This window comes from Dyella sedimenti, from assembly GCF_022760995.1.
GTDB classification, from domain to species: Bacteria; Pseudomonadota; Gammaproteobacteria; order Xanthomonadales; family Rhodanobacteraceae; genus Dyella; species Dyella sedimenti.
The window spans coordinates 40,928-56,744 of the sequence record NZ_JAKWJO010000003.1; the positions used below are offsets into that span (position 1 = coordinate 40,928).

General features: G+C 63.4%; 20 protein-coding genes. 16 read left to right on the forward strand and 4 right to left on the reverse strand.

Features of this window, described 5'->3' with window-relative positions; all coding sequences use genetic code 11:
- The first annotated feature begins 210 nt into the window (after nt 1-210).
- From MJ605_RS07820 to MJ605_RS07830, 3 genes are read left to right on the forward strand one after another with little or no spacing between them, the layout of a single operon-like run.
- On the forward strand, nt 211-1,779 hold the full coding sequence (locus MJ605_RS07820; protein ID WP_243040851.1) for a LysM peptidoglycan-binding domain-containing protein: 1,569 nt from the start codon (nt 211-213) through the stop codon (nt 1,777-1,779).
- Between the two features lie 6 nt (nt 1,780-1,785).
- Nucleotides 1,786-3,249, forward strand: a complete 1,464-nt coding sequence (locus tag MJ605_RS19355) for a TNT domain-containing protein (protein ID WP_243040852.1) — start codon at nt 1,786-1,788, stop codon at nt 3,247-3,249.
- Entirely contained in the window at nt 3,246-3,488 is a 243-nt protein-coding gene (locus MJ605_RS07830; RefSeq protein ID WP_243040854.1) for a hypothetical protein, read from the forward strand. The genes MJ605_RS19355 and MJ605_RS07830 overlap by 4 nt, the downstream gene beginning before the upstream one ends.
- A 268-nt stretch (nt 3,489-3,756) precedes the next feature.
- Here MJ605_RS07830 and MJ605_RS19425 read toward each other — a convergent pair whose 3' ends face one another.
- From MJ605_RS19425 to MJ605_RS07840, 4 genes are all read right to left on the reverse strand, one after another.
- Nucleotides 3,757-3,945: an integrase core domain-containing protein gene (locus MJ605_RS19425; protein ID WP_425600998.1), complete on the reverse strand. Its 189-nt coding sequence runs from the start codon at nt 3,943-3,945 to the stop codon at nt 3,757-3,759.
- Nucleotides 3,946-4,137: 192 nt separating this feature from the next.
- Entirely contained in the window at nt 4,138-4,404 is a 267-nt protein-coding gene (locus MJ605_RS07835; protein ID WP_279237498.1) for an integrase core domain-containing protein, read from the reverse strand.
- Nucleotides 4,332-4,643: a DDE-type integrase/transposase/recombinase gene (locus MJ605_RS19430; RefSeq protein ID WP_425600992.1), complete on the reverse strand. Its 312-nt coding sequence runs from the start codon at nt 4,641-4,643 to the stop codon at nt 4,332-4,334. The genes MJ605_RS07835 and MJ605_RS19430 overlap by 73 nt, the downstream gene beginning before the upstream one ends.
- Before the next feature lie 16 nt (nt 4,644-4,659).
- The gene (locus MJ605_RS07840; protein ID WP_243040859.1) at nt 4,660-5,052 is read right to left on the reverse strand and encodes a hypothetical protein; all 393 of its coding nucleotides are present in this window, start codon (nt 5,050-5,052) and stop codon (nt 4,660-4,662) included.
- A 476-nt stretch (nt 5,053-5,528) separates the two neighbouring features.
- Here MJ605_RS07840 and MJ605_RS07845 point away from each other — a divergent pair, with 476 nt between their 5' ends.
- From MJ605_RS07845 to fliE, 13 genes are read left to right on the forward strand one after another with little or no spacing between them, the layout of a single operon-like run.
- Nucleotides 5,529-6,680 carry a tetratricopeptide repeat protein gene (locus MJ605_RS07845; protein WP_243040861.1) on the forward strand — a complete coding sequence of 384 codons (1,152 nt, stop codon included), beginning with the start codon at nt 5,529-5,531 and terminating at the stop codon, nt 6,678-6,680.
- Nucleotides 6,670-6,933, forward strand: coding sequence for a flagellar biosynthetic protein FliQ (locus MJ605_RS07850; protein ID WP_243040864.1), 264 nt, complete (start codon nt 6,670-6,672; stop codon nt 6,931-6,933). Before MJ605_RS07845 ends, MJ605_RS07850 begins: the two co-directional genes overlap by 11 nt.
- A 5-nt stretch (nt 6,934-6,938) precedes the next feature.
- Nucleotides 6,939-7,706: a flagellar biosynthetic protein FliR gene (locus MJ605_RS07855; RefSeq protein WP_243040869.1), complete on the forward strand. Its 768-nt coding sequence runs from the start codon at nt 6,939-6,941 to the stop codon at nt 7,704-7,706.
- Nucleotide 7,707: 1 nt separating this feature from the next.
- Nucleotides 7,708-8,781: an EscU/YscU/HrcU family type III secretion system export apparatus switch protein gene (locus tag MJ605_RS07860; RefSeq protein ID WP_243040871.1), complete on the forward strand. Its 1,074-nt coding sequence runs from the start codon at nt 7,708-7,710 to the stop codon at nt 8,779-8,781.
- Complete coding sequence (locus tag MJ605_RS07865) at nt 8,778-10,838, forward strand: flagellar biosynthesis protein FlhA (RefSeq protein ID WP_243040873.1); 2,061 nt, start codon at nt 8,778-8,780, stop codon at nt 10,836-10,838. Before MJ605_RS07860 ends, MJ605_RS07865 begins: the two co-directional genes overlap by 4 nt.
- A gap of 8 nt (nt 10,839-10,846) precedes the next feature.
- Entirely contained in the window at nt 10,847-11,524 is a 678-nt protein-coding gene (locus tag MJ605_RS07870) for a flagellar hook-basal body protein (protein ID WP_243040875.1), read from the forward strand.
- Between the two features lie 10 nt (nt 11,525-11,534).
- Complete coding sequence (locus tag MJ605_RS07875) at nt 11,535-12,302, forward strand: flagellar hook-basal body protein (RefSeq protein WP_243040876.1); 768 nt, start codon at nt 11,535-11,537, stop codon at nt 12,300-12,302.
- Nucleotides 12,303-12,304: 2 nt separating this feature from the next.
- A complete protein-coding gene (flgA, locus tag MJ605_RS07880; RefSeq protein ID WP_243040878.1) occupies nt 12,305-13,012 on the forward strand; it encodes a flagellar basal body P-ring formation chaperone FlgA in 708 nt (235 codons plus the stop codon).
- Complete coding sequence (locus MJ605_RS07885) at nt 13,002-13,592, forward strand: flagellar basal body L-ring protein FlgH (RefSeq protein WP_243040880.1); 591 nt, start codon at nt 13,002-13,004, stop codon at nt 13,590-13,592. Before flgA ends, MJ605_RS07885 begins: the two co-directional genes overlap by 11 nt.
- A gap of 38 nt (nt 13,593-13,630) precedes the next feature.
- Nucleotides 13,631-14,701 carry a flagellar basal body P-ring protein FlgI gene (locus tag MJ605_RS07890; RefSeq protein WP_243040887.1) on the forward strand — a complete coding sequence of 357 codons (1,071 nt, stop codon included), beginning with the start codon at nt 13,631-13,633 and terminating at the stop codon, nt 14,699-14,701.
- 8 nt (nt 14,702-14,709) lie between these two features.
- The gene (locus MJ605_RS07895) at nt 14,710-15,078 is read left to right on the forward strand and encodes a flagellar basal body rod protein FlgB (protein WP_243040889.1); all 369 of its coding nucleotides are present in this window, start codon (nt 14,710-14,712) and stop codon (nt 15,076-15,078) included.
- Nucleotides 15,079-15,080: 2 nt separating this feature from the next.
- The gene (locus MJ605_RS07900) at nt 15,081-15,497 is read left to right on the forward strand and encodes a flagellar basal body rod protein FlgC (protein ID WP_243040890.1); all 417 of its coding nucleotides are present in this window, start codon (nt 15,081-15,083) and stop codon (nt 15,495-15,497) included.
- Nucleotides 15,494-15,796 (forward strand): flagellar hook-basal body complex protein FliE, encoded by a 303-nt coding sequence (gene fliE, locus MJ605_RS07905; RefSeq protein ID WP_243040894.1) that lies wholly within the window; start codon nt 15,494-15,496, stop codon nt 15,794-15,796. Before MJ605_RS07900 ends, fliE begins: the two co-directional genes overlap by 4 nt.
- The last annotated feature ends 21 nt before the right edge of the window (nt 15,797-15,817 follow it).

The following is a 15,817-nucleotide window of genomic DNA, read 5'->3' on the forward strand; positions in this document are numbered from 1 at the left end:
TGATGATCTACGCGTTAGACGCGCCCTACTGGCCGCCGAGGCGATATCGGGCGATCGCGATAAAGCGGTTGCCTGGCTGCAGGAACCGATTGCCACGTTCGGCGGCAAGACCATAACGGGGTCAGACCATAACGGGGTCATGTTCACTTCCTTCTATCGAGGTGGACGATCCGATAAAGAGCGGGGGTAGTTAAACCCAACGAGCTGGTCATGACCGCCACGGCGTCGGGCACCATCACCGAGCGCAAGAGCTATGACGCGGATGGCCATGCGCTGCTCGATGCGAGCTACTACGGCGATGGCTCCTCGGGCGTGGTGGGTGGCCCCTCGGGCGAGCCGGACATCCTCAACTGGACCGGCTGGCTGGCGGGGGCGCAGCTGTACACCTACAACGCGGATGGTCAGCTGACCGCGCAGGCCACCTACAACCGCTACGACAGCGACTGGCGCGACGAGGCCTACCAGCTGCAGCAGCGTGGCCAGCTGCCGGATGAGACCGACCTGACGGCCGGTGCGGCGCCGGGCGCCACGAGCGACGGGCCGCTCCAGCTCGGCTCGGTGACGCAGTACACCAGCTTCGACCACGTGGGCAACGTGGTGACCTATACCTACAGCCAGCCGGCGCAGCCCAAGGCCACCTCGCCACAGGGTGTCGACGGGGCCGGCACGCCAGCCTACGGGGCCAACTACACCGTCAACTACCTCAAGAAGGACGGCTACCTGGAGCAGAGCACCACCGGTACGCCGACGGTGTCCGGCTACGTGGCGGCGACGGACACCAGCTATTACGACGCGTTCGGCCGCCGTCTCGCGGTGGCGCAGAGCAGCCAGCTGTCGACGGGCACGGCGCAGAACACGGCCAGCGTGTTCGCCTACGACGCGGCGGGGGAGATCGTGCAGCGTCGGGTGGGCAGCACCAGCAACGGCACCTTCACCGTCTACGGCAGCTTCGACGTGGACCACTACAGCTATGCCCAGGGCCAGCAGATCGGCGACGTGGACGAGGGCGGCGGCATCCATACGGCGGACACGCTGACGGGGTTCAGCAGCGGGGACAGCACGCAGAGCTACACGGTGCAGTCGGGCGACACGCTGGAGAGCATCGCCCAGTCGGTGTACGGCAACAGCGATCTGGCCTTCGTGATCGGGGACGCCAATGCGCTGACCGACGGCACGCTGGTGGTGGGGCAGCGGATCACGCTGCCGACGGTGACCACGACGAGCAACACGGCGAGCACGTTCAAGCCGTACAACCCCGGGCAGATCATCGGCAGCACCACCCCGAGCCTGCCGGCGGCACCCCCGCCGCCGCCCAGCCACCATTGCAATGCGTTGGCGGAGATTGTGGTGGCGGTCGTGGTGGTGGTGGCGAGCGTCTATACCGCGGGCTTGGCGGCGGAGGCCATGGGCGCCACTGCCTCATCGACCTGGGCCGCTGGTACGGCCGCCTTGGCCGGCACAAGTAGCGTCGGGGTCGGAGCCAGTGTCGCCGCTGCTGCTGCGGGCGGTTTCGTGGGCAGCGTGGCGGGGCAGGTCACCGGCGATGTTCTGGGCGTGAGCCATGGATTCTCGTTGACCGAGGCACTGACCAGTGGCTTGGCGTCGGGGCTGACGGCGGGGTTGGGTGGGGAGATCGCCAAGCAGGGAGACGATTTCTCGATACTGGCCAACAGCCAGGGTCACTTGGAGCCCGTAGGCGCGGGTCTGGTGGCGGCCGGTAGTTATGCGAATAACGTGATCGCTTCGAAGGTCACCGGGCAGGCCAGCGCCTTCAGTTGAGCCGGGGTGATTTCTTCAGCCGTGGCGTCGGGAGTGGCGGCGGGAGCCGGCACGGTCGGTGAGCCGCTGCAGCGCCTGGGGCTGACTTCGGGGTCGTTCGGTGGCGATCTGGCGGGCGGGCTGTTGTCAGGTGCGCTCAATCGCGGGGCCTCGCAATTGCTGGGCGATGACCGCGTCGCCGGCTGGAACACCATCGCTGAGGACGCGTTTGGGAATGCGTTGGGGAGCGCCATCGTCAACCAACAGGTGGCTGGCTATGAGCGGATGAGCCAAATTACAACGCAGGCCAATCAGCAGATTGGTGCTGAAATTCAGCAGCTTTCAACCGCTAACGGGGCCAGCACACAGGCAGTCATTGATAGCGACTTGTCTGGCATAGGTTCGCAAGCCAGTGTCGCAATGGGTCAGCGGCTGAATGATGAAGTGAATCAGAAGCTGGCTAGTGAGATAAATGTGCCGGCGCTACCAAACGATAGCCAGGCACCATCCCCAGTGCCATCCGGTTCTGGCGGCAGTGGCCCCACCATGAGTTGGGCGCAGACGCCTTCAATGAACGAAGTTACCTATCTCAATCCAGCAGGCGACAGCGCTCAGACGTTGCCCGCCATCGAGAGGCCTTACTACGTCGATAAGGGCTATTACGAGCAAGTTCACGACACGGCAGTTGAGGGATTCAGCGACCCCAGTAATACGTTGCTGCAGCGCGCCGGGTACTTGGTCTTGGGGGCTGCCGAGGAACCGGCGAATCTCGTCGCTGGCTGGATCAGGGGCATCGAGAACATCTACTCCGATGCGTCTGTTGCGGGCCAAAGTGCTGCCGCTGCAGTGCTGTCAAATAACTCGAACGATATGTTGAGTTATACTAGCCAAAGCCTGATGGCAGGCGGCCAGGCTATAGCAAATTCTTTTGGCTTGGCTGGGCTGTTAAGTGGTGGGATAACAGGCAGTGTGGCCAGCGATAGCTCAGCTGTCGCCAACCCAGCAGTTCCAAACACGACGGCCGTTGATACGTCGTTGGCGAGCGGTGCTGATGCATCTGCGATTCGTGCCCGTGTCCTGAGCAACATTGCTGACAGCCAGGCTGCGCGAGCAAGCTCGAATTTTGGTCAATTTAGCCAAGTAGAAGGTCAGCTTCAGGAGGCACTTGGAATCTGGCCACCCAATAACGGTGGCTATGCCCCGATTTACAACACGACGCTAGATGTCGGTACGCAGCTCGATCGATTTGGTTTCCCTGGTGGAACGTATTTGTCTCCGCTTGGCGATTCGTTTGGCGGCCGCGCTTTGCCGTCGTCCTATCTGACTACAAAGCCATACTTCCAATATGAGGTCATACAGCCGATTCCTGGCGTAACGCAGGCCAAGGCGTTGCCTTGGTTTGGGCAGCCTGGCATGGGTACCCAGTTCCAGGTTCCAAATTCTGTACAGTGGTACTTGAACAACGGATATTTGAAGGTGATTCATCCATGACGCGCGATCAGTTGATATCTAAACTTTCCGAGCTTGGTGTGCACCCGAATAGCTATTCATTGGGAGCTCTCCGCAACAGCGAATGTGTTTGTGTTGTTGAGGACGGCGATAAATGGAAGGTCTATTATGTAGAACGTGATAAGCCCGACGAGCTCGCATCTTTCAATGCGGTGGACGCTGCTTATGACTTCGTGTACACCACGTTTTGCCAATGGCTCGGCGTAAAGGCAACGAGCTGATGATTGTGCCGGAAGCGCCCGCGTTGTGCGGGCGTTTCTCTTCAACAAAACGGGGTGTCCTGTCCGCTTTCCGAATAGTACTTCCGTCTCTTCAGCGAGCCCTTTTTCTGAAGCGACCGCCGTTCGAAATGGCCGGCAAGCGCGGTTTTGGCTCGCCGAATGTGCGTCCTCCTTGGGATGTTTGCGCTAAAACCGTCTTGCTTTGATAGCACGAACGGCTTGGAACCTTCCGTATCCCGGACAGGCCCAGATTCGGCATGGCGTGGCGTCAGCGCTGCAGGTATTCACCCTGCAGCAGTCCATGCCACCCCTCGAACCAAAGCCGTCGCCGCGGCGGCCGGCGGATGTCGACGCCAGCCCAGGCCTCCCCCGGCGTGAGGTCGCCCAGGTGCTGATGAGGGCGTACGTGGTTGTACCAAGTGCGGAAGATCGCCAGTGTCCTGTCCGCTGTCCGAATAGCTCTTCCGTCTCTTCAGCGAGCCCTTTTTCTGAAGCGACCGCCGTTCGAAATGGTCGGCAAGCTCAGTTTCGGCTCGCCGAATGTGCGTCCTCCTTGGGATGTTTGCGCTAAAACCGTCTTGCTTTGACAATACGAACGGCTTGGAACCTTCCGTGCTCCGGACAGACCTGGATTCATCGTGGCGTGGCGTCAGCGCTGTAGATATTCGCCCTGCAGCAGCCCATGCCACCCCTCGAACCAAAGCCGTCGCCGCGGCGGCCGGCGGATGTCGACGCCAGCCCAGGCCTCCCCCGGCGTGAGGTCGCCCAGGTGCTGATGAGGACGTACGTGGTTGTACCAGGCGCGGAAGACCACCAATGATGTTTGCAGCGTATCGGCATCGGCTACCGCCCAACGGTCCAGCTTGCCCTTGAGCATGCCGAAGAAGCGTTCGATGCGACCGTTTTGCCAGGGCAGTGCGGCTCGATGGTCTGATGCCGGATGCTCAACCGCTTCAGGGCGGCGTTGAACGCATGGCTGCGAAACACCGCTTCGTTGTCGGTACGGATCGCCTTGGGCTTCCCGTAGCTGGCGATGGCATCGAGTAGCGCCCGTACGATGGTGGTGGCCCGCTTGTCACCTTCACCCATCCCTCCGGTCGCCCACTGAGCTATAGCTTCAGTGGCATCGGCAGTGGCCGCCAGGCAGGAAAACACCGGCGTGGAGTTGGCCTCAGGGCTTCAAGCTCCGGATCATCGCCATGAACTGCGCGCGAAATCGTTCATCGATATCCATTGCCTGGCTGATCGATGTGACCATCGGATGGAAATTGGCGCTTTGCCTGAAGTCGTCGCCAAATTCCCAGAGGATGACTTCGCGTAGCGCGGGCTCCCTGATGCGATTTATCGCCTCGTCGTCATCTGGATCGACAGGGGCGAGCAACGTGCGAAGGCGTTGCCTCAGTTCCGTGGCGCCGCCGGTGCGCGATGGACCGGTGGGCTCGTTTTTTGCCGGATCGATGCTGGCGGCGGCGCTCGACGGATCTCTCTTCCTGGCCTTGTCCAGGGCCATGGCGCGCATCGCCTCCAGCAGGGAAGCGCCGGGGTTGATGCGATCAGTAGGCATGCGCTGGATTCTTCCTGTCGATAAGGCTTGCGAAGTCTAGCTGCTGGTGCGGCCCGTCGTTAGCACATGCACGGTTGGCCTCGCCGGCCAGATCGGCAGGGTGCCCTGGACTTCATGGTGGCTACAAGGGCCGGCCTGGTTCGCCAAATGCTTTGCCATCGGCGCAAGAACATGCGTTCAATGCGGGCATCATGCTGATTATCATCGAGTCGACCTGCGCAAATAAGTACGTCGTCGTTAGCTTGTTGACAGCTTTGCCGAACGGCACATAGTCTCCGGACCACAGCTCAGGTTGACTTTTGATCTGCTGAAGAGCGCGGGGGCGCTCTTTCGAAGGGCTGGGTATTAGGGGGCGTACGGGTATACACCGTGCGTAAATGGACTTACGTGTTCAAAGTCATCTTGATGGCGAGAAGACACGGCTTCTCGCGCGAAATGCTTGTCCGCTCAGGGCGTAAGAAGTTTAGGGGAGCCGCATGAATCGCGTCCCCGGACTCGAGATGCTTGCGGACAGCGACCCGTCCAACCCGGACGCGCTTTGCGAGTTGCTGGATGCCTTGTTGTTGCAAGGCGAGGTCGAGCGTGCCAGGCAGCGATTGATCCAGGCACCGAAAGAAGTGCGGGCCTTGCCCGGCATGCGTTTCCGCGAAGCGCGCTGCGCGCTCATGGCGGGTGATTACGCGCAAGTCGTCGATTTGCTGATGCCCATCCGGCAGGCGGCACAGCCTGTCCCGGCAGGGCTGTGCCACGATCTGGCGTGGGCGCAATTCCTGCTCGGCGACCCGGAAGGGGCGCTGCATTCGTTGTCGTTTGCCCAGGCCACCGGGACCGATGCGATCGCCATCCATTTGCTGAAAGCCCGCATCTGGTACCAGCAGCAGCGCCTGGTGGAGGCATTGGCGTTGCTGGATGAAACGCCTGGGGAGGATCGGGAAGCGGAGCGTCGTGGCTTGCGCGCACTGCTGTTGCTCGACCATGGGCAGGCGGCAGAGGCCTCACGGGAGGCAGAGCAGGCACTGGCATTGGACCCCACCCAATATGAAGCCTGCCTGGTGAACGGCACGCTTGCCTTGTGGGCACGCCAGACGGATGTCGCTATCTCGCAGTTCCAGCCGTTGGTCGCCAGGCAGCCCACGGCGGGACGTGCCTTGCTGGGGCTGGGCGAGGGCTTGATGCTGCGGGGGGATATTCCTGCCGCGCTTGGCGTGCTCGAACGAGCGGCCTCCCATATGTCCGGGCACATCGGTACCTGGCACGCGCTGGCATGGTGCCAGTTGTTGCTGGGCAACCTCGATGGCGCCCAAGCCAGTTTCGATCGGGCCTTCGCCCTGGACCGCGCGTTTGGCGAGACGCACGGCGGTCGCGCCCTGGTCCATGCCTTGCGCGGCGAGAAAGCATTGGCCGGCGAGGCGATCAAGCGCGCCTTGCGCCTGGATCCCCAAGGCCGATCGGCGCGTTATGCCCAGAGCGTGCTGTTGCTGGACGAGGGCAGGGAGTCGGAGGCACAGCAGATCGTCGATGCCCTGGCGTCCGAACCGCTGCAGGGCCAGGTGCCGATTCCCGCCGGCTTCGTGCACACGCTGCGCGAGCTGCTGCGTCCAAGGGCGGGGAACATGCGTGGACACTGATACCGCCATGCACCTGTTGTCTCTGACGCTGCTGACGGCATCGAAGGTCAGTGCGCCGATCCTGCTGGCCACGCTTGTGGTGGGCGTGGTGATTTCCATCGTGCAGGTCGTGACGCAGATCCAGGAGATGACGCTCACCTTCATTCCCAAGCTGGCGATTGTCGTGGTGATGGTGGTGGCCACCGGCGCCTGGATGATGGCCGTCATCGTCGAGTTCACGCGCCATCTCTTCGGCCTCATCGTGGGGATGTGACGGCTGTGGGCGCTTGGGATAACGACATCGGCACGTTCCTGTTGGCCATGGCGCGTTTCGCTCCCTTGCTGATGGTGCCGGCTTTCGGCTTCATGGCATGGGTGCCGGGCATGGTCAGGGTCGTGGTGCTCCTTGTGCTGAGTATGACCGTGGCAGGCGTGGCGGGCGCATCCTCGGCTCCATCGGACATGATGGATTCACCGCTGCTTTTCGGCCTTGCCCTGGGCGGAGAAAGCCTGGTCGGGCTGACGTTCGCATTGGCGGTGGTGCTTCCCGCCGCGGCGCTGGGATTCGCTTCGCGCATGGTCGACATACAGTCGGGATTGGCGGCGGCCAGCCTGCTGAATCCATCGACGCATACCTCGGAGTCGTTGTTCGGCACCTTGGTCCAGTGGGGTGGAACGATCACGTTCTTTGTCTTGGGGTTGCACTTGGTGCTGCTGCGCGGCGTCGTATCGTCGGTCGAACTGGTGCCTCTTGGCAGTGGTAGGTGGTTGCTGTCCCCGGCGGCATTCATGGGGCTGCTTTCCAGCCAGTTCCTGCTGGGCATCATGGTAGTGCTGCCGGTCATTCTCGGGCTGTTCGCCATCGACCTGGGCACCGCTTATGCCAGCCGGTCGATGCCACAGGCGAATATCTATTTCGTCGCATTGCCGCTGAAACTGCTGGCGGGCTTTGCCTTGCTGGCCAGCACGCTGAAGTTCGCGCCGGCATTGATCGGCCGTCTGTTCCACGGCGCCTTCTCGGCCTTGTCCATGCCAGGGAACTATTGACGTGGCCGAAAGCGAGCAGAGCAAGACTGAACAGCCGACGCCCTTCCGGCTGCAGGAAGCGAGAAGAAAGGGACAAGTGCCCCGCAGCGCCGAGCTGAGCGGGCTACTGGTGATGATGGTGTTCAGCGTGGCGTTGTGCGCCACGGGGTACGCCACAGCCCACGCCTGGGAACATTCCTTCCAGCGCCTGATTCTCATGGCCGGCAATGCGCCGTCGCCGACCGTCAGCCTGGCGCGCTGGATCGACGCCACTTTCCAGCCCGTATGGCAGGCGTTGGTGCCCCTGATCATCGCCTTGCTGGTGGCCGCCGTGGTGGCCAACCTGGTGCAGACCGGGCCCGTCTTCAGCACGGATCCGCTCAGGCCGGATTTCTCGCGCCTGAATCCCGCCCAGGGATTCAAGCGCATCTTTTCGATGCGGCTGCTGTGGGATCTCTTCAAGCTGGTGTTCAAGGTGACGTTGCTGGGAGCGCTGGCCTGGTGGCTGGCTGGCTCGCTGCAGCGGCAGGTGCTGGCGACGGTGAGCGCGGCTCCCACGGAGGCCGGGAGCCTGTTGCGGGCCGTGTACGTCCACGTCACCGCCTGGGTCATCGGCGTGCTTGCCTTCGTGGCGCTTCTGGACTGGCTGTTCAGCCGCCGCGAGTACCTGCGCAAGCTGCGCATGAGCCGTAACGACATCAGGGACGAGGTAAAGCGGCGGGAGGGCGACCCCGACATCCGCCAGAAGCGCAGGCGCCTGATGGCCGAACTGCTCAAGCAGTCCCGTTCGATACGCCGTGTGCCGGAGGCGGACGTGGTGCTCACCAATCCCACCCATCTGGCCGTGGCGTTGCAGTATCGGCCGCGCACCATGCGCTCGCCCATCGTGGTGGCCAAGGGCACCGATGCGGTCGCGGCGAGGATGCGCAGCAAGGCGGTCATCTCCGGGGTGCCCTGCCTGCGCTCGCCGGCCCTGGCGCGCGCGTTGTTCCGGGAATGCGGCGTGGATCGCACGGTTCCCGACCACCTCTATGCCCAGCTTGCGCCGGTCTATCGCTGGCTCATGGGGCGTCCCGGCAACAGGATCTTCTCGTGAACGCGCTATTCCGGCAGCTGTGGAGCGGCAAGCGGGACATGGCCCTCGTGCTCGGCATGGTCGGCATTCTCGTCATCCTGTTCACGCCGATTCCACCGGGCCTCCTGGACTTCCTGCTAGTCCTGAACTTCACGTCGGCATTGCTGGTGCTGCTGATCACGTTCTTTACCGATACGCCGCTGAGCTTCTCGACGTTCCCGTCGCTACTGCTCATCACGACGCTTTTCCGGCTCGCGCTGAACATCTCCGCGACACGGCTGATCCTCGACAAGGGCAATGCGGGCAGGGTCATCAGCGCCATCGGTTCCTATGTGGTGGGAGGCAACTACGTGATCGGCCTGGTCGTGTTCCTGATCCTGGTCGTCGTGCAGTACGTGGTGGTGACCAGCGGCGCCCAGCGCGTGGCCGAAGTGGCCGCGCGCTTTACGCTGGACAGCATGCCTGGCAAGCAGATGAGCATCGACGCCGACATGAACATGGGGCTCATCGACCAGCACGAGGCAAAGCGCCGCCGCGGGATGGTGGAGCGGGAAGCCAGCTTCTATGGCGCGATGGACGGCGCCACCAAGTTCGTGAAAGGCGACGCCATCGCCGGCATCATGATCATCCTGATCGACATCATCGGCGGGCTTGCGGTCGGCATGGTGCAACGCGGCCTGCCGTGGTCCGAGGCGGCGCACCAGTACACGCTGCTGACCGTCGGCGACGGCATCGTCACCCAGATCCCTTCCCTGGTGATCGCGGTGGCCACGGGCATCATCATCACGCGTGCGGCGTCGGATGCACAGCTTGGCACCGAGGTGACGCGCCAGGTGTTGTCCAATTCGCGCACCCTGCTCATCGTGGCGCTGACGCTGATGGTGGTGCTGATGCTTCCCGGGTTGCCGGCATGGCCCGTACTGCTGGTGCTCGCCGGCGTGGCCGTCATGATCTTCTTCTCGACTCGCGGCGGCCAGGCTGAGCAGATGGCGCAAGCCGCCGCCGACGAGCCGGTATCGGCCACTAGCCGCACCGAAGATGACATCTACAGGCTTATCGCGATCGAGCCGATCGAGATCCACCTGGGCACAGCCATTGTCGCGACATACAGGGCCAGGAACCTCGACCTTGGAGAACGCATTGCGACCTATCGCAAGCAGTACGCGATGGAGGCGGGCTTCATCCTGCCTAAGGTGAAGCTCGTGCAGGAGGCGCCACTACCCGAGCGGGCCTACGAGATCTTCGTACAGGGCTCGCGCGTGGGGAAGGGAGAGCTTTACTTCGATGCGCTGCTTGCCATCGATCCCGGTGGCAAGCGGCCACGCCTGGAAGGCAGGGAAACCAAGGACCCGGCGTATGGATTGCCGGCATTGTGGATCGCCCCGGAAAAGCGCCAGGCGGCGCGGGGGGCGGGCTATACGCTGGTCGACCCGGAGACGGTGCTGATCACCCATCTGGGCGAAGTGGTCAAGCGGCATGCGCCGGAGTTGCTGACCCGGGCGGAGACCGAACGGCTCGTGGCCCGCGTGCGGGAACAGCAGGCATCGCTGGTCGATGAACTGGTTCCCGGCGTCATGTCCTATACCGACGTGCAGAAAGTGCTGCAGCAATTGCTGCGGGAGCAGGTCAGCATCCGGAATATCGAGGCGATCCTCGAGGTGCTGGTCGACGCTGGAAAGACGTTCAAGCAGACCGAGGAACTGGTCGAGCGCGTGCGCGAGCGGCTGGGTCCGGTGATTTGCCAACGCATCAGCAACGCCCAGGGCGAATTGCACGTGCTGACGCTGGCCACGGACCTGGAACGCAACATCCTGGCGGCGGTCCGGCAGAAGGAGGGTGGAGGGCTGCTGCTCAGCGATCCAAGCCAGTTGGAAGCTTTCCTGGGCGGCCTGGCGAAGCAATCCGAGGCGATGATGGTGCGCAACCATCTACCCGTACTGCTTTGCCCGAGCGTCTTGAGGCGCCATCTCCGCGCGCTCATCCAGCGCAGTCTTCCCCACGTCACCGTGCTCGGCATCAACGAGGTGCCGACGTCGGTCGCGGTGAAGGCGTTCGGCATCGTCTCGGCAACGCACTGAGGATCATCATGAGCAACGTCATTTCGAGCATTGCCAGCTATCTGAGCCGGGACGTGGAGGCGCTGGACGTCATCGGCCAGAACGTGGCCAACATGCGCACGGCCGGATACCGCACGGAGCGGCTGAAAAGCGGCTTCAGGGGCGAAGGTCCCGGTGCGGACCGGTTCCTCAGCCTGCTGGACGGCAATATCGACAAGACCGGAGCCCCGCTCGATTTCGCCATCCAGGGGCCGGGTTTCTTCGTGGTCGAGGCGGATGGCCAGGAGCGCCTGACACGCAATGGCCAATTCCATCTCGATGCGGACAGGCAACTGGTCGATGCCATGGGCAGGCCAGTTCTCGGCGCATCGGGTCCCATCGCGCTGGACAGCGAGACGGTACGCGTCGCCGCGGATGGAACGATCACGGACGGCGACAGGCAGGTCGATACCCTGCGGATCGTAGGCGTCGCCGATGCCAATGGCCTGCGTGAACTGGGGAGCGGCCTCTATGCCTATGACGGTGCGCCGGCCGACTGGAACGGAACCCTGCACCAGGGGGCGCTGGAGCGTTCGAACGTCGACCCGGGCACCGAGATGGTCCGGTTGATGGAAGTAACGCGGCACGCCCAGTCCGTGCAGCGGGCCATCCAGGCTTACGACACCGCGATGCAGAACGGTATCTCCCACCTTGGCGACAATGCTTGAGGAACCCGACATGATCGATGCGCTGTATATCGCCACTTCCGGACTGAAGAGCCAGCAGAGCCAGATCGATACGCTGTCCAACAATATTTCCAACATGCAGACGCCCGGCTTCAAGGCCAAGCGCGTCGCTTTCGGCGATATTGCGACGATCTCGCCGGCCCAGGTCGCGGCGGGCCTTCCACCGGAGAGCGCGGGCGCGGGCTCGGAAGTCCTCGCCACGACCGCGCTGTTTTCGCAGGGGCAGATGACGCAGACCAACAACACCTGGGACCTTGGCATCCAGGGCAGCGGCTTCCTCGAGGTGGTCGACGGCAACGGCAACCATCTCTATACCCGGGCGGGACAACTGCACATCGACAGCGAAGGCTACCTGGCCACGGTCGATGGCAATCGTCTGGCTCAGAACATCCAGGTTCCACCCGATGCGTCGCAGGTCAAGGTCAACCAGAACGGCCAGATCTACGCCAATGTCGGTGGCGCAACATCGCAGACCTTGCTTGGCACCATCGAGCTGAGCGTTTTTCCCTCGCCTGACGGCCTCCAGTCGGTCGGCGGCAACAATTTCGTGGCGACGCAGGCATCCGGCGACCCGAGCGTGGAAAAGGCCAATGAAAACGGCACCGGCATCATTCTCCAGGGATCGTTGGAAAGTTCCAACGTGGACATGGTGTCGGAGATGTCCTCGCTGGTCATCGCCCAGCGCGCTTACCAGTTGAATGCGCGCGTTCTGCAGGCGTCGGACCAGGTCCTCGATACGATCAACAACCTGCGCCAGTAAGCATGCGATATCTCCTGCTCGGGCTTGCCGTGTTGCTGTTGCCTGCAAGGCTGGTTGCGGGAGCGGCGGCGCAGGTGGTGGCTTCGTCGCGGCTCGTGGAGACGGCGCGGCAGGCGTTGCTTGCCCGGCTTGCCTCCAGCGCGGGGGAGGCCGAACTGTCGGCCATCGGCGCCCCCGAGGATGTGCGCGTCGGCCCTGGCACGGTGAGCTTGAACGTCCGCCCCGTTATCGGGCATTGGCCGCGGCCGCGGGTGGGAGTTCCCGTGGATGTGCTGGTCGATGGGCATGTGGCGCGCTCGACCACCGTGTGGTTCGCCTTGAGCCTGCATGGCCGGGTACTGACGTATGGCGGGGATTTCCCCATCGATACGATGGCCTCGAGCGTGCCGATGCAGTTGGCGGATGTCGACGTCGCCGCCCTGCAGGATGCCACCGTTGCCGAGCCGGCCGAGTTGGAAGGCATGCGCTTGCGCAAGCCCGCCCAGGCGGGAGCGCCTGTGTTGAAGAGCGACTTCGAGCGCATTCCCGACGTGGATAGGAAGCAGAAGGTGAGCGTGCTAGTGAGCTATGGCGCCATTCGCCTGGCCACGCACGGCGTGGCCAATGCCATGGGCAATGCAGGAAACATGGTGCCTGTGCTGGTCGATGGCGCGGATGCTCCGGTACAGGCCAGGGTGACCGAAAAAGGAGTGGTCGAAGTTGTCCAATAAGCATGCAATGGCCGTCGCCCTGGCTTGCGCACTGAGCGCATTTCCGCTGCACGCGCAGCAGGCCAGCGGTTCGATGATCGAGCCGGATACCTATCGCGGACTGGCGGCGGATCGCCGGGCCCACCAGGTGGGCGATACGCTGACTGTCGTGGTTACCGAGGCGACGCAGGCATCGGCCAGCGCCAATACGGACGCGGACAGCGATGTGCAACTGGCCGCCAATACCCACGGCAAGCGGAGCCAGCACAACTATGGGCTTGGACTTTCCGGTAGCGATGCGGGCGAGGGCATGACGACCCGGGCGGGCACGCTACAGGCGCAGTTGACGGTGCGGGTCACGGCACTGGAAGGCAAGGACATGCTTCGCATCCGTGGCGAACAGACGATGGTGGTGAATGGGGAAAAGCAGCATTTTTCGCTCACCGGCCTGGTTCGCCCCGAAGATATCTCCACCACGAATGTCGTCCTGTCCAATCGCATCAGTGACGCCAACATCGAGTTTACGGGCCAAGGCGACGTGTCCGAAGCGCAGCGCCGAAGCATTCTCTATCGCATCGCCCGGTGGCTTCACCTCATATGAGACGCCTTGCATTCATAGCGGCCTTGGCCTGCGCCGGGATGTCGCCCGCCCTGGCCGACACCGGTACCGTACGTCTGAAGGAAATTGCCCGCATCGAGGGTGTGCGGGACAACCCGCTGACGGGCTATGGGCTGGTGATTGGCCTGGCGGGTACCGGCGATACCAACAAGAACCGCCTGACCGTCCAATCCGTCGCCAATACGCTCAGTCACTTCGGCGTCAATATCAGTCCCGACGACTTGAACAGCCGCAACGTCGCCGCGGTACTCGTGACGGCCACGCTGCCGGCCTTCGCGGAGTCGGGCCAGAAGCTGGATGTGTCCGTGTCGTCGCTGGGCGATGCGCGCAGCCTTTCCGGCGGCGTGCTGCTGCTTACGCCGCTGAACGGGCCCGATGGAAAGCTTTATGCCCTGGCACAGGGTGCGTTGTCGGTCGGTGGCTATGACGTGCGCTCGTTCGGCAGCATGGAGCAGAAGAATCATCCGACGGTGGGACGCGTGCCGGACGGGGCTTCCGTGGAACGGGAGGCGCCGCTGGGTCTCAATACCGATAGCCGATCCCTCGATGTCGTGCTTTACCAGCCCGATTTCACGACGGCGGAACGTGTGGCCGAATCGCTGCGCCGCTATGCCGGCGTCTCGGCGGTCGCCGAGCATGCGGGCAAGGTCAAGGTCGTCTTCGGATCGCCCCCGCCGGACATGGTGCGCGCGATTTCTTCCATCGAGAACGTTCCGGTCACGCCGGACGCGATTGCGCGGGTGGTCGTGAACGAGCGGACGGGCACGGTGGTTTCCGGCGGCGACGTCAGGCTGGGCAGCGTCACCATCTCGCAGGGTGACCTGAGGATTTCGGTGCAGACCGACTACCTGGTATCGCAGCCCGAAGCCCTGATCAATCCGTCGCGCAGCATCGGCACGGCCGTGGTGCCGCAATCGACCATTCGCGTGCAGGATCCGGAGGCGCGCATGGTCAACATGCCCAACGGGGCGACGGTGGCCGACCTGGTCAGCGCGCTGCGGGCCATCCATCTCTCGACGCGTGACCTCATCACCATTCTTCAATCCATCAAGGCCGCCGGCGCGTTGCACGGCGACCTCGTCATCCAGTGAGGCAGACAATGGACCTTACGACCGAAGCTTTGCGACTCGGCATGGGGCTGGCCCGCACACGCGCGGAGGTGGCCAGCGTCAATATCGCCAACGTGGATACGCCAGGCTATCGCGCCCAGCAGGCCGATTTCAGCCAGGCCATCGGCCTGCTGCGGGATGCGGCGGCGCATCCGGAGATGAGCGACGTGCGCTTGCGTGTCCAGGGCGACCGCGAGCTTGCCGCGACTACGACGACCTTCGACGAGGCTGATCCGGCCGTCCACCTCGATGGCGAAGTGGCCGACCTGGAAGCCGCCAGCGCGGACTACCAGACGATGACGGCGGTGCTCTCGCGCCGCTTCTCGCTCATGCAGCTGGCTCTGGCGGGGAGGAACTGATCATGGTCGACCCGATTTTTGCGGCAAGCCGCTATGGCCTGGAATATGAGCGCCTGCGACTGGAGGCGGCCAGCCACAACATCGCCGTGGCCAACACGCCCGATGACCCCGGGCAACCGTCGCGATTGATGCGGGTGTCCACGACGTTTCTCCCTCACATGGCCTCCGATTCCCCGAGCCTGCGTGGGCGCTGGCAAGAACCCGCGCTGGTCGAGGTTTCGGCGGACCAGCGCAAGGTCCACGATCCTTCCGATCCCGCGGCGGACGGGAACGGCATGGTGAGCTATCCCAGGGTCGATCTCGTCCAGGAAATGAGCGCACTGCTGGATGCCAGCCGCGCCTACGAGGCCAACGTGCGAGCTTTCAATACGCTGCGCGGCATGGCCTTGCATGCCCTCGACCTTGGAGGTGGCGCATGACGATCACGCCGATCGAGCCGGTCAACGGGATCGGGATCGATGCCGCCAGGGAGGCGTCGCCGGTGGGCTCCACGCAAGGCGCGGGCTTCATGCAGGCTCTTGGCGACGGCCTCAATGGCCTCAATGCCGACTTGTCGCATGCCGACGCCCTGGCACGTCAGATGGCGGCGGGCGAGAAGGTACCGGTGCATGACGTGATGATCGCTTTCGAGCAGGCGCATCTGAAGCTGCAGCTTGCCGTTGAAGTGCGCAACCGGGTCGTGGATGCGTACCAGAACCTTACCAACATGCAGTTGTGACGATGCGTCGATAGCGGTCGA